Origin of the sequence: Malikia granosa (assembly GCF_002980595.1) — a bacterium.
GTDB classification, from domain to species: Bacteria; Pseudomonadota; Gammaproteobacteria; order Burkholderiales; family Burkholderiaceae_C; genus Malikia; species Malikia granosa.
Map to the genome: position 1 here is coordinate 57,383 of NZ_PVLQ01000020.1, position 12,638 is coordinate 70,020.

Genomic DNA, 12,638 nt, shown 5'->3' on the forward strand with positions numbered 1-12,638 from the left:
ACCCGGGTCGGCGCCCAGCCGGAACTCAGACCGCGGCCAGCGCCTGCTCCAGATCGGCCAGCAGGTCGTCGATATGCTCGATGCCGACCGACAGGCGCACCGCGTCCTCGGGCACGCCGGACTTGACCAGCTCCTCGGGCGAGAGCTGGCGGTGCGTGGTCGATGCCGGATGGGTGGCGAGCGACTTGGCGTCGCCGATGTTGACCAGGCGCGTGAACAGGCCCAGCGCGTCGAGGAAGCGCGCGCCAGCCGCACGGCCCTCGCCGGCGGCGCTCTTGACGCCGAAGGTCAGCAGGCCCGAGGCCTTGCCGCCCAGGTATTTCTGCGCCAGCGCGTGGTCCGGGTGCTCGGGCAGGCCCGCGTAGTTGACCCAGCCCACCTTGGCGTGCTGCTGCAGGAACTGCGCCACCGCCAGGCTGTTGGCGTTGATGCGGTCCATGCGCAGCGCCAGCGTCTCGATGCCCTGCAGGATCAGGAAGGCGTTGAACGGCGAGATCGCCGCGCCGGTGTTGCGCAGCGGCACCACGCGGGCGCGGCCGATGTAGGCGGCCGCGCCGAGCGCCTCGGTGTAGACCACGCCGTGGTAGCTCGGGTCGGGCTCGTTCAGGCGCTTGAAGCGCTCCTTGTGCTCGGCCCAGGGGAACTTGCCGCTGTCGATGATGGCACCGCCCAGGCTGGTGCCATGGCCGGCGAGGTACTTGGTCAGCGACTGCACCACGATGTCGGCGCCATGCTCGATCGGGCGCAGCAGGTAGGGCGAGGCCACCGTGTTGTCGACGATCAGCGGGATGCCGTGCTTGTGCGCGATGGTGGCCACGGCCGCGATGTCAGTGATGTTGCCCTGCGGGTTGCCGATGGACTCGACGAAGATCGCCTTGGTGCGCGAGTCGATCAGCGGCTCGAAGCTGGCCGGATTGCGGTGATCGGCAAAGCGCGTGCTGATGCCGAACTGCGGCAGCGTGTGCGCGAGCAGGTTGTAGGTACCGCCGTAGAGCGCGGTGCTGGAGATGATGTTGTCGCCCGCCTCGGTGATGGTCTGGATCGCGTAGGTCACGGCCGCCTGGCCCGAGGCCAGCGCCAGCGCGGCGATGCCGCCCTCGAGCGAGGCGATGCGCTGCTCGAGCACATCCTGGGTCGGGTTCATGATGCGGGTGTAGATGTTGCCCGGCACCTTGAGGTCGAACAGATCGGCGCCATGCTGGGCGCTGTCGAAGGCGTAGGCCGCGGTCTGGTAGATCGGCACGGCCACCGCCTTGGTGGTCGGGTCGGGCTGGTAGCCGGCATGGACGGAGCGGGTTTCGAATTTCCAGTTTTCTGACATCTGTGACTCCTGTAGTCAAGGGTCGGGCCATCAGGCCCCGGGTTTGAAGAGGGGTGAATTGAGCGCATCCACCCGACGCGGAAGCAGCTTTTCGCCCAGGAAGGCATCGGCGATGCGTTGCTGCTCACCCATATTAGCCGGCTGGACGGCACGTACCTCGTAGCTGCGCCTGGGCATAGGGCGTGCCAGCCAGGCAATAGCGCTGATAGGACGCGAGGTGGCGGCCGTCGGCCAGCAGGCGCACGCTCGCCTGTTTCTGTACCGCCGCCAGGAAGGGGTTGACGCGCCTCTCGATCAATCAAGCCGCATCCGGCCCGAGCCAGGCGACCTGGACCAGGCAGTCGTAGAACGCCGGCGCCCGGCCCAGATCGGTCAATTGCTGGTGCGTCAGCTCGTTGACATTGGTCCCGTTGCGGCCGAGCTTGCGCCACCAGATGCCCAGGCCGTTGACGACGCCGGGCCGGGCCCGGGTGCTGACATCGGCCCGGCAGTGGTAGCGGCCACGGTCGTTGAAGACGCAGACCAAGGAGCCGTCCTCGATGCCACGCGCGGCCGCGTCCTCGGGATGGATCTCGAGCCGCGGCTCGCCCTCGATGTCGCGCAGGCTGCGGACGTTGACGAAGGTCGAATTGAGGAAGTTGCGCGCCGGCGGCGAGATCATCGCCAGCGGATAGGCCTCGCTGCTGCCCCAGGGCTCGTGGTTAGGCAGCACCTCGGGCAATCCGTCCAGGCCCTGGGCGGCGAGCGCCGCGCTGAAGAATTCGCACCTGCCCGAAGGCGTCGGAAAGCCGCCCTCGGCGAAGGGCGCGTCGGGCAGCGGCAGGCTGAAATAGCCCTGTTGCGTCAGCAGTTCCCAGTCCAGCGCGTCGCCGAAGGCCTGGCGGCACAGGGATTCGTCATCCTGCGCGAAGCAGGGATCGTCGAAGCCCATGCGGGCCGCCAGTTCGCGGAAGACCTGGCTGTTGGGCTTGGCCTCGCCCAGCGGAGCGATGGCCGGGCGGTTGAGCAGCACGTCGGTGTGGCCGTAGCTGGTGTGGATGTCCCAGTGCTCGAGCTGGGTGGTCGCCGGCAGCAGATAGTCGGCGTAGTCGGCGCTGTCGGTCTGGAACTGCTCGAGCACGACGGTGAACAGGTCCTCGCGCGCGAAGCCCGCCACGACCTGGCCCGACTGCGGCGCCACGGCGACCGGGTTGCTGTTGTAGACCAGCAGCGCCTCGATGGCGGGACCGAACTCCGGCGAAGCCGGACGCAGCAGGTCGGCGCCGATGGTACTCATGTTGATCAGGCGCGGCGCGCGCACGCCAGAGGCCGCCAGCAGGTCGGGCCGCTGCAGCAGGTCGCGCCGGACCGGGAAGTTGCCCGAGCTGCTCAGCAGCAGCCCGCCGGCCCGCTGGCGCCAGGCACCGATCAGCGCGGGCAGGCAGGCGACGGCGCGCACCGCGTTGCCGCCGCCGCGGGTGCGCTGCATGCCGTAGTTGAGCCGGATCGCGACCGCTTCGCGCTGCCCGAAGCAGCGCCCGATGTCCTGCGCGAGCGCCAGGATCTGCCCGACCGGCAGGCCGCAATGCCGAGCCGCCCGCTCCGGCGGCCATTGCAGCGCCCGTTCGCGCAGCTGCGGCCAGCCCAGGGTGTAGCGCTCCAGGTAGTCGTGGTCGAGCCAGTCGTTGACGATGAGCTCGTGCATCAGCGCATAGGCCAGCGCGGCATCGGTGCCGGGCAGCAGGGCCAGGTGCTCGTGGCATTTGTCGGCGGTCTCGGAGCGGCGCGGGTCGATGCAGACCAGCCTGGCGCCGCGGCGCTTGGCCTCCTGCGCGTGGCGCCAGAAATGCAGGTTGCTGCCGACCGAGTTGGTGCCCCAGAGCAGGATCAGGCGCGACTCGGCGAAATGCTCTACCTTCATGCCGAGTTTGCCGCCCAGCGTGGCTTCGAGCGCGGCGGCACCGGCCGAGGCGCAGATGGTGCGATCGAGCCGGGACGCGCCGAGGCGATTGAAGAAGCGCCGGTCCATCGATTCGCCCTGCACCAGGCCCATGGTGCCGGCATAGCTGTAGGGCAGGATGGCCTGCGGGTCGCGCGCGGCGATCGCCTTCAGCCGGGCGGCGATGTCGGACAGGGCCTCATCCCAGCTCACGCGCTCGAACCGGCCAGAGCCCTTGGGGCCGACCCGCTTGAGCGGATGCAGCAATCGCTCCGGGTGGTGGGTACGCTCGGGGTAGCGCACCACCTTGGCGCACAGCACGCCGGCGGTATGCGGGTGCGCGGGGTTGCCGCGCACCTGGACGGCACGGCCGTCCTCCACGGTCGTGATCAGCGAGCAGCTGTCCGGGCAGTCGTGCGGGCAGGCGCCAAGCACCTCGAAAGGGGTTTGTGACATAGGCATATGGGCCGATTGTCGGGCAGCACGCCAATCAACACCACCCTTTGAAACAAGGTGGAATGATGATTTCCGAATAAGGATATTCGGAAATCATTTGCGTTGCATCTTATTCCAATCCATTCCTTCCCGATTACAAGCGGGCTTCCTACGATAGGGACACCAAGGGCTCAAGCCATCCGCTTGCCGCTCCCGCATTAGGCGCCTCATGGCGTCATTGACGCCCCCATCCAACAAGCCCCAAGATGACCGAAATCACCCTTGAACCCTCGACCGTCCCCGCTGAGGCGGCCACCCGCCTGAGCGTGGCCGAACTCAAGAGCCGCGCCGCCGCGCTGCTGCCCGAACTGCGCCAGGGCGCCGAAGACCGCGAGCGCCAGCGCCTGCTGCCGCATGAGCCGATTCGCCGCATCGGCAGCGAAAGGCTGCTGACCTGGCGCATTCCGTCAAGCCAGGGCGGCAGCGGCGCCTCGGTGCGCGACGTGATCCAGTTCGTGATCGATGTCGCCTCGGTGGACTCGAACGTGGCGCAGGCGCTGCGCCCGAGCTTCCTGTTCCTCGAGGGCCTGCTCGCCAGCGACGACGAGGCGGCGCGCCAGCGCTGGCTGCCGCATTACCTGAATGGCGAGCTGTTCGGCAACGCGGGCTGGGAAGTCGGCGGTGCCAACGGCGCCATCAGCGCCAGCCTGGTGCGCGAGGGCGACCATTACCGCGCCAATGGCAGCAAGTACTACAGCACCGGCGCGCTGTACTCGGACTGGGTCAGCGCCGTCGCGGTGGATGAAGCGGGCCACGAGCGGCGCTTCATGCTGCCGCGCGACCGCGAGGGGCTGGAGCTGGTCGACGACTTCGACGCCATGGGCCAGCGCCTGACCGCGAGCGGCACCACGAACCTGAACAACGTCCTGGTGCGCGAGGAGGACATCGTGCCGCACCACCTGTTTGCCGGCGGGCGCACCCAGCGCAGCATCGTGACTCCCTATGCGCAGCTGTTCCTGGCGGCGGTCGAGGCCGGCATCGCGCGCAATGCGCTCGACGACGCGGTGGCCTTCGCGCGCGACCATGCGCGTCCGATCAAGCACAGCAGCGCCAGCCGCTCGGTCGACGACCCCTATGTGGAATTCTCGGTCGGCGAGATCTCGGCGCGCGCCTTCGCCGCCGAGGCCGTGGTGCTGCGCGCGGCCGACAGCATAGACGCGGCCTGGGCCGGCGGGCTCGAGGAAAGCGCGATCACCCAGGCGGCGATCGACGTGGCGCAGGCCCAGTACATGGCCGCCGAAGCCGCGCTCAAGGCGGCGGAACTGCTGTTCGATGTCGGCGGCGCCTCGACCACCGCGCGCAAGCACAACCTGGACCGCCACTGGCGCAATGCCCGCACCGTGGCCAACCACAACCCGCGCCACTGGAAGGCGGCCGTGGTCGGCGCCTACCGGCTCAAGGGCAGCCAACCGCCGCTTTCGGGCCTGTTCTGAGCCGATGGCTCGAGTCCAGCCCCGCCTTGCCACCAGGAGATATCCCCCATGACCCTTGCCGACGTGACCCTGCGCGATGCCAGCGATGCCGCCCTCGCCGCCCTTGCCGACGAACTGGCAGCCGAGATCGCCAAGACCGCGCAGCACTACGACCTGTCGGGTGAATTCCCGCACGAGCATTTCGAACTGCTGCGCCAGCGCGGCGCGCTCAAGCTGACCCTGCCCCGTGAACTGGGCGGCGGCGGGATCTCGCTCTACCAGCTGCTGCTGTTCCAGGAGCGGCTGGCCCGGGGCAGCGGCTCGACCGCGCTGGCGCTGGGCTGGCACCTGATGGTCTTCGGCTACCTGAGCTTCGACCTCAAGTGGCAGCGCCCGGCCTTCGAGCGCCTGTGCCGGGACGTGGTGCAGCGCGGCGACCTGATCAACGTGCTGGTCACCGAGCGCGAGGCGGGCAACCTGCTGCGTGGCTCCAAGCCGACCACCGTGGCGCGCAAGACCGAGCAGGGCTACCTGATCCAGGGCCGCAAGGCCTTCTGCTCGGCGGCGCCCGGGCTCGGGCAGATGATCGTCTACGCCCTGGTCGAGGACGAGGGCCGGGTGGCGGAATTCCTGGTGCCCAGGTCGGATCGCGTGCGCGTGATCGACAACTGGAACACGATCGGCATGCGCAGCACCGGCAGCCACGACGTCGAGTTCGACCAGGTGCTGGTGCCGCATGACGCGCTGCTGAGCTATATCGACCCGGGCCAGTCCAGCAGCTTCATGACCGGTAGCCGGGCCTTCGGCCTGCAGCTGTCGGCGGTCTATCTGGGCATCGCGACGGCGGCGCGCGACTTCGCGCTCGACTTCGCCGACCGCTACCACTCGCACAGCCTGGGCGGATCCATCCTCGACGCCCCCCAGGTGCAGCAAAAGCTCGGCGAGATCGAGCTGCTGATCGGCGCCGCCAAGACCCAGCTCTACGGCCTGGCCGAGCGCTGGGAGCGCCACGATGCGATCAAGCACCGGCTCAACCACGAGGTCGCCATCACCAAGCACCAGGTGGGCAACCACGCGATCCGCATCGTCGAGCTCGCGATGGGCATCGTCGGCGGCCATGCGCTGTCGAAGGATCTGCCGCTGGAGCGCTATTTCCGCGACGTGCAATGCGGCCGCTACAACCCGCCGCAGGACGACATGGTGCTGGCCAACCTGGCCAAGTCCGCGACCGCCGCGCTGCGCGCCTCGCGCCAGGCCGAGGCATCGAAGCAGCGCCCGGCCGAGGCCAGCCAGCCCGGGGTGGCTGCGCCAGCCAAGGCAAGCGCGGCAGCTGCGGCGGCAACGCAGAGCGCTGTCACAGGGACGGCCGATGCCCTGGAAACCCCGCTCGCGGCGCTGGTCGACTGACAGCCCTCGCCAACGCCCTGCCCTTGATTGCAAATGCCATGACCCAGAAGAAACAGATCATCCTCAACGCCTTCAACGAGAACTGCGTCGGCCACATCAACCACGGCCTCTGGACCCACCCGCGCGACCGGACCACTGAATACCACACGATCGAGTACTGGACCGACATGGCGCGCACGCTCGAGCGCGGCCTGTTCGACGGCATCTTCATCGCCGACATCCTGGGCGTCTACGACGTGTACCAGGGCAACATCGACCTGACGCTGCGCGAATCGGTCCAGCTGCCGGTCAACGACCCGATGCTGCTGGTCTCGGCGATGGCGGCGGTGACGCGGCACCTGGGCTTCGGCGTGACGGTCAACGCGCTGTCCGAGGCGCCCTATCTGCTGGCGCGGCGCTTCTCGACGCTGGACCAGCTCACGCGCGGGCGCTTCGGCTGGAACATCGTGACCGGCTACCTCGATAGCGCGGCGCGCGCGATCGGCCAGCACCAGCAACTGCAGCACGACGAGCGCTACGAGCGCGCCGACGAATGCCTCGAGGTGCTCTACCAGCTGCTCGAGGGCAGCTGGGAGGACGACGCGGTCAAGCGCGACAAGGCGGCTCGCATCTTCGCCGACCCGGCCAAGGTGCACCCGGTGCGCCACCACGGGCGCTACTACGACGTCGAGGGCTACCACCTGTGCGAACCCTCGCCGCAGCGCACGCCGGTCCTGTTCCAGGCCGGCACCTCGGGCCGGGGCCAGGTCTTTGCCGCGCGCCACGCCGAAGCGGTGTTCATTGGCGGCAACGACAAGGCGCTCGTGCGCCAGACGGTGCAGCAGCTGCGCGAACAGGTGGTCAAGGCCGGCCGGCGTGCCGACGACCTCAAGATCGTGCTCGGCGTGACGGTGGTGCCGGGCGCCACCGGGCAGGAGGCGCGCGACAAGCATGCGGACTATGTCCGCCATGCGAGCCCGGAGGCCGGGCTGGCGCATTTCGCGTCAAGCGCCGGCATCGACCTGGCGCGCTTCGGGCTCGACGAGCCGATCGTCCTCGAGCAGACCAATGCCATCCAGTCCACCCTGCGGGTCATCCAGCAGCTCGGCGGCACCCGGCGCAAGCTGCTCGAGCACTTCAAGCTCGGCGGACGCTATGCGGCCATCGTCGGCGATGCGGCCCAGGTCGCCGACGAGCTGCAGTCCTGGATCGACGAGACCGGCATCGACGGCTTCAACCTGAGCCGCACCGTGGTGCCCGAGAGCTTCGAGGACTTCGTCGACCTGGTGGTGCCCGAGCTGCAGAACCGCGGCATCTACAAGACCGCCTACGCCGAAGGCAGCCTGCGCCACAAGCTGTTCGGCCAGGGCGACCGGCTGCCGGCGCGGCATGCCGCCGCCCAGTTCCGCCGGCTCGGCTGACCCCCACCCCAAACCCAAGCCAACCCAATTCAGGAGAAGCCCCCATGAAACTGTCCAAATTGCTGCTGACCGCCCTGTCCTCGCTGCTGCTCAGCGGCCTCGTGCAGGCCCAGGCCATCAAGATCGGCGTGACGCCCGGCTCCGTCGCGGACTCGGTACAGGTGGCCGCCGCCGAGGCCAGGAAGCAGGGCCTCGAAGTCAAGATGATCGAGTTCACCGACTGGACCACGCCCAACGCCGCGCTCGACTCCGGCGACATCGACCTCAACTACTTCCAGCACCAGGCCTTCCTGGACAACGCGATCCGCGAGCGTGGCTACAAGCTCGCCAGCATCGGCACCGGCGTGCTCAGCAACATCGGCCTGTTCTCGTACAAGGTCAAGCGCTTCGACGAGCTCAAGGAAGGCGCGCGCGTCGGCATCGCCAACGACCCGGTCAACCAGGGGCGCGGACTGCTGCTGCTCGAGAAGGCCGGCCTGATCAAGCTGCGCGAGGGCAAGGGCTGGCGCGGCACGATCAACGACATCGTCGCCAACCCGAAGAAGCTCAGGTTCGTCGAGGTCGAGGGGCCGCAACTGGTGCGCGCGATCGACGACGTCGACCTGTCGCTCGGCTATCCGTCCCATTTCGTCAGCGCCGGCAAGCCGCAGGTCGCCAGTTCCGGCCTGCTGTACTCGGGCGTGTCCGACGAGTATTTCGCGATCCGCTTCGTGGCGCGCCAGGACAAGGCCGGCGATGCACGCCTCAAGCAGTTCGTCCGGATCTACCAGGAGTCCCAGGCCGTGCGCGACCAACTGCACAAGTCCAACGCCAACGACTCCAAGCTCTACACGCTGGCCTGGCTGAGCAAGTAAACGCCCAGCGACCGCCATCGACCGCCACCCCTTTCCCAACAACCCCAATTGACGTCATCGACTGCCTGGCAGTCGGACATTTCGAGCATGAAAAAGATTTCCCTGATTCTTTCCCTGGTCTCCGGCCTGCTGCTGGGCGGCCTGGCCCAGGCCCAGACCCTCAAGATCGGTGCCTCGGCCGGCGTGCATGCCGACACCCTGGCCGCCGCCGTGGCCGATGCCAGGAAGGCCGGCCTGGACGTGAAGATCGTCGAGTTCACCGACTGGACCACGCCCAACGAGGCGGTGGCCAGCGGCGACCTGGACCTGAACTACTTCCAGCACCAGGCCTTCCTGGACAACGCGATCCAGCAGCGTGGCTACAAGTTCGCCGTCGCGGGCATCGGCGTGCTGCCCAACATCGGCCTGTTCTCCTACAAGATCAAGAGCTTCGATGAACTCAAGCCAGGCGCGAAAGTGGCCGTGGCCAGCGATCCCGTCAACCAGGGGCGCGGCCTGCAGCTGCTGGAAAAGGCCGGGCTGATCAAGCTGCGCGACGGCGCCGGCGCCAAGGCCAACGTCAATGACATCGCCAGCAACCCGAAGAAGCTCAAGTTCGTCGAAGTCGAGGGCCCGCAGCTCGTGCGCGCGATCGACGACGTGGACCTGGCACAGGGCATTCCGGCGCATTTCGTCAGCGCGGGCAAGCCGCAGTTCGCCAGCGCCGGCCTGCTCTACTCGGGCGCGTCCGACAGCTACTACGCGATCCGCTTTGTCTCGCGCCAGGACAACGCCAACGATCCGCGCATCAAGCAGTTCGTCAAGATCTTCCAGGAATCAAAGGCCGTGCGCGAGCAGGTGCACAAGCTGTTTGCCGGGGACGCCAAGCTCTACACGCTGGCCTGGCTGAACAAGTAAGCCATCCATGCCGCCTTCAAGGGCAACCACCACTGCTACAGCCTGCCTTGGCTGAAGGGGAAAGTGCAATGAGCGCCATCGATCTGACTCTCGGTTCCAAGTCCTTCTTTGTCTCGGCTCCCGAGGCTGGCCCGCACGCGCAACCCGCCGTGCGGGCCAGCACTGGGGAGCCCCTGCGTCCGGCGGCCGGCTCGGTGCGCTTCGAGGACGTGGGCAAGACCTATCACTCGTCGGCCGGGCCGGTGGCGGCCCTGAGCGGGATCGAGCTCGAGATCCCGGCCGGCAGCATCTTCGGCATCATCGGTCGCAGCGGCGCGGGCAAGTCCAGCCTGCTGCGCACCATCAACCGGCTCGAGCGCCCGACTGAAGGCCGGGTGCTGGTCGACGGCCAGGACATCGCCAATCTCGACGAGACCGACCTGGTCGCGCTGCGCCGGCGCATCGGCATGATCTTCCAGCACTTCAACCTGCTGTCGGCCAAGACCGTGTTCGACAACGTGGCGCTGCCGCTGCGCGTGGCCGGCGTGCGCGAGTCTCAGGTGCGCCAGCGCGTCAACGAGCTGCTGGAGCTGGTCGGGCTGCAGGGCAAGGAGAACACCTACCCCGGCCGGCTGTCGGGCGGACAGAAGCAGCGCGTGGGCATTGCGCGCGCGCTGGTGCACCACCCCGAGATCCTGCTCTGCGACGAGGCCACCTCGGCGCTCGACCCCGAGACGACGCAATCCATCCTGGCGCTGCTGCGCGACATCAACCGCCGGCTCGGGCTGACGGTGGTGCTGATCACGCACGAGATGGGCGTGATCCGCGAGATCTGCGACCAGGTGCTGGTGCTGGAAAAAGGCCGCATCGCCGAGACCGGACCGGTCTGGGCGGTGTTCGGCGAGCCCAAGCACGACGCGACGCGCGCCCTGCTGCGCCCGCTCGAGCATGACCTGCCGCAGGACCTGCTGCAAAGGCTGTCGCAGCAGGCGCCGGCCAGCGGGTCGTACCAGCGGGTGCTGGAGCTCGTTTTTACCGGCCAGGGCCGGATCGAGCCCGACCTCGACCGCATCGCCAGCCTGCTCGGCAGCCAGGTGCGGCTGCTGCACGGCGGCGTCGACCGCATCCAGGGCCATACCCATGGCCGGCTGCTGATTGCCAGCGGACCCCAAGGACCTGCCGCGACCGAACTGGTCACTCAACAACTCTGCCATCACGCCAAGGAGCTCGGCTATGTCGTCGATCATGTATGAACGCCTCTGGGAAGCCTTGCTGGACACGCTGGTCATGGTCGGCGCCTCGGGGCTGATCGCGCTGGTCGCCGGCATTCCGCTGGCCGTGCTGCTGGTGCTGACCACGCCGGGCGGCGTGCTGGAAGCGCCGCGCTTCAACCGCATCGCGGGCGGCATCGTCAACGCCTTCCGCGCCACGCCCTTCATCGTGCTGCTGGTCGCGCTGATCCCGCTGACCCGGCTGATCACGGGCACGACGATCGGCATCTGGGCTGCCGTGGTGCCGCTGTCGATCAGCGCCACGCCCTTCTTCGCGCGCATCGCCGAGGTCAGCCTGCGCGAGGTCGAGCACGGACTGATCGAGGCCGCCCAGGCCATGGGCTGCCGGCGCTGGCATATCGTGCGCCATGTGCTGCTGCCCGAGGCGCTGCCCGGCATCATCGGCGGCTTCACGATCACGCTGGTGTCGATGATCGGCGCCTCGGCCATGGCCGGCGCCGTCGGCGCGGGCGGGCTCGGCGACCTGGCGATCCGCTACGGCTACCAGCGCTTCGACACGACGGTGATGATCGCCGTGATCGTGGTGCTGGTCGCGCTGGTCAGCCTGGTGCAGTTCGCGGGGGACTGGTGGGTTGGGAGGTTGAGGGCGAGGTGAAGAGGCGAGGTCAGGTCGACGAAGTTGCCTTATTGGTGTATAAAGTCAAAAATAATACCGATAAGCAACTGATGCTAGTGCAACATGCTTGAATGGCTAATTAGCAGCGGTTGCGGTCGTAGGATCAAGGCTTTTAGCTGACGGGTGCCGGCCAGCAGCGGTCCTTCAAGAAACTGCTTCATAGCTGTCATTTTCCATAACAATATTGCCATCAGCATGCCGAATTTTTGCCAGCCCATACTATCATTGCATATGCGGACAGACTGCCGGAGCAACCCCTAATTGAATCAATCGGTTACTTAGGATTGTCATATTTTACGATTATCAATATGCAGACCGGTGGCGCCCATAAAAAAAAGAAAAAAATATAATGGATTATGAAAATGACGAACAAATACAATTCTTCATGCGACTTTGGGCAGTATGACGAATTATGGAAGAATCACAAAAATTCTTGCATGAAGATTATAAGAATAACCAATGAATATATTGTTTATATTGATAAGCAAGACAATATTGATTGGGAAACAACAGAAGCCTACGATTCAACGAAAACAGCAGAAGAAAAGATTTCAAGTGAAAAAGCACTTAGTCACTGCCTGATAGCCGAAAGAAAACCAACGGGAGGCTTGAGTAATGAAGCCATCCTGAGTTTCAAAACCATCATAGGGGAAGCAATTGTTAATTGCTTAGAGAAAAATTACGAAGGCACCTATGAGATACTTAAGTTGGCAGACGAGTTCAGAGTTGACCGTGTAATTGAAAAGTCCAGGGAATGGCATCTTGTTTTTACAACATCAATTACTGCGGCATTAATATTTATCGCACTACTTATTAATGCAAAAAACATTTGTATTTGCGATGAATTGTTGCCATACATCAATATCGGTGCATGGGGCGTTGCAGGGGCTTGTCTCTCAAGAATTTTGCGATCTGGCAATTTGAAGAATGCAAGCTATGCGGGCCGGCGACTTCACTTTATAGAATCCGGATGTCGCCTTGTTGGTGGATTTATTGCTGGGCAAATCGTATATTTAGGAATTAAATCGGCTCTGTTGCGTAAATTGA

The 12,638-nt window shown here is 65.9% G+C and carries 10 protein-coding genes and 1 pseudogene; 8 read left to right on the forward strand and 3 right to left on the reverse strand.

What is annotated here, in order from left to right; translation table 11 throughout:
* Positions 1 to 25: 25 nt before the first annotated feature.
* From C6P64_RS06255 to C6P64_RS06265, 3 genes and pseudogenes are all read right to left on the reverse strand, one after another.
* The gene (locus C6P64_RS06255) at positions 26 to 1,321 is read right to left on the reverse strand and encodes an O-acetylhomoserine aminocarboxypropyltransferase/cysteine synthase family protein (protein WP_105747732.1); all 1,296 of its coding nucleotides are present in this window, start codon (positions 1,319 to 1,321) and stop codon (positions 26 to 28) included.
* 30 nt (positions 1,322 to 1,351) lie between these two features.
* Positions 1,352 to 1,601: pseudogene (locus C6P64_RS18485) on the reverse strand (aliphatic sulfonate ABC transporter substrate-binding protein); the annotation flags it as partial.
* Positions 1,602 to 1,619: 18 nt separating this feature from the next.
* Complete coding sequence (locus tag C6P64_RS06265) at positions 1,620 to 3,701, reverse strand: molybdopterin-containing oxidoreductase family protein (RefSeq protein ID WP_425436732.1); 2,082 nt, start codon at positions 3,699 to 3,701, stop codon at positions 1,620 to 1,622.
* A 239-nt stretch (positions 3,702 to 3,940) separates the two neighbouring features.
* Here C6P64_RS06265 and C6P64_RS06270 point away from each other — a divergent pair, with 239 nt between their 5' ends.
* The 8 genes from C6P64_RS06270 to C6P64_RS17890 all read left to right on the forward strand — a co-directional run.
* A complete protein-coding gene (locus tag C6P64_RS06270; RefSeq protein ID WP_105747734.1) occupies positions 3,941 to 5,167 on the forward strand; it encodes an acyl-CoA dehydrogenase family protein in 1,227 nt (408 codons plus the stop codon).
* 48 nt (positions 5,168 to 5,215) lie between these two features.
* On the forward strand, positions 5,216 to 6,553 hold the full coding sequence (locus tag C6P64_RS06275) for an acyl-CoA dehydrogenase family protein (protein ID WP_105747735.1): 1,338 nt from the start codon (positions 5,216 to 5,218) through the stop codon (positions 6,551 to 6,553).
* Positions 6,554 to 6,591: 38 nt separating this feature from the next.
* A complete protein-coding gene (locus tag C6P64_RS06280; RefSeq protein WP_105747736.1) occupies positions 6,592 to 7,953 on the forward strand; it encodes an LLM class flavin-dependent oxidoreductase in 1,362 nt (453 codons plus the stop codon).
* 44 nt (positions 7,954 to 7,997) lie between these two features.
* Positions 7,998 to 8,807 (forward strand): MetQ/NlpA family ABC transporter substrate-binding protein, encoded by an 810-nt coding sequence (locus C6P64_RS06285; protein ID WP_105747737.1) that lies wholly within the window; start codon positions 7,998 to 8,000, stop codon positions 8,805 to 8,807.
* An 87-nt stretch (positions 8,808 to 8,894) separates the two neighbouring features.
* A complete protein-coding gene (locus C6P64_RS06290) occupies positions 8,895 to 9,704 on the forward strand; it encodes a MetQ/NlpA family ABC transporter substrate-binding protein (protein WP_105747738.1) in 810 nt (269 codons plus the stop codon).
* A 68-nt stretch (positions 9,705 to 9,772) separates the two neighbouring features.
* The gene (locus C6P64_RS06295; protein ID WP_105747739.1) at positions 9,773 to 10,936 is read left to right on the forward strand and encodes a methionine ABC transporter ATP-binding protein; all 1,164 of its coding nucleotides are present in this window, start codon (positions 9,773 to 9,775) and stop codon (positions 10,934 to 10,936) included.
* A complete protein-coding gene (locus C6P64_RS06300) occupies positions 10,917 to 11,570 on the forward strand; it encodes a methionine ABC transporter permease (protein WP_105747740.1) in 654 nt (217 codons plus the stop codon). Before C6P64_RS06295 ends, C6P64_RS06300 begins: the two co-directional genes overlap by 20 nt.
* A gap of 383 nt (positions 11,571 to 11,953) precedes the next feature.
* On the forward strand, positions 11,954 to 12,638 hold a 685-nt coding region (locus tag C6P64_RS17890), incomplete at its 3' end, for a hypothetical protein (protein ID WP_146115868.1).

Bases quoted from the DNA above. Each gene is read 5' to 3' on its own strand.
- C6P64_RS06255 (WP_105747732.1), bottom strand. From the start codon at position 1,321: ATGTCAGAAAACTGGAAATTCGAAACCCGCTCCGTCCATGCCGGCTAC.
- C6P64_RS06265 (WP_425436732.1), bottom strand. From the start codon at position 3,701: ATGCCTATGTCACAAACCCCTTTCGAGGTGCTTGGCGCCTGCCCGCAC.
- C6P64_RS06270 (WP_105747734.1), top strand. From the start codon at position 3,941: ATGACCGAAATCACCCTTGAACCCTCGACCGTCCCCGCTGAGGCGGCC.
- C6P64_RS06275 (WP_105747735.1), top strand. From the start codon at position 5,216: ATGACCCTTGCCGACGTGACCCTGCGCGATGCCAGCGATGCCGCCCTC.
- C6P64_RS06280 (WP_105747736.1), top strand. From the start codon at position 6,592: ATGACCCAGAAGAAACAGATCATCCTCAACGCCTTCAACGAGAACTGC.
- C6P64_RS06285 (WP_105747737.1), top strand. From the start codon at position 7,998: ATGAAACTGTCCAAATTGCTGCTGACCGCCCTGTCCTCGCTGCTGCTC.
- C6P64_RS06290 (WP_105747738.1), top strand. From the start codon at position 8,895: ATGAAAAAGATTTCCCTGATTCTTTCCCTGGTCTCCGGCCTGCTGCTG.
- C6P64_RS06295 (WP_105747739.1), top strand. From the start codon at position 9,773: ATGAGCGCCATCGATCTGACTCTCGGTTCCAAGTCCTTCTTTGTCTCG.
- C6P64_RS06300 (WP_105747740.1), top strand. From the start codon at position 10,917: ATGTCGTCGATCATGTATGAACGCCTCTGGGAAGCCTTGCTGGACACG.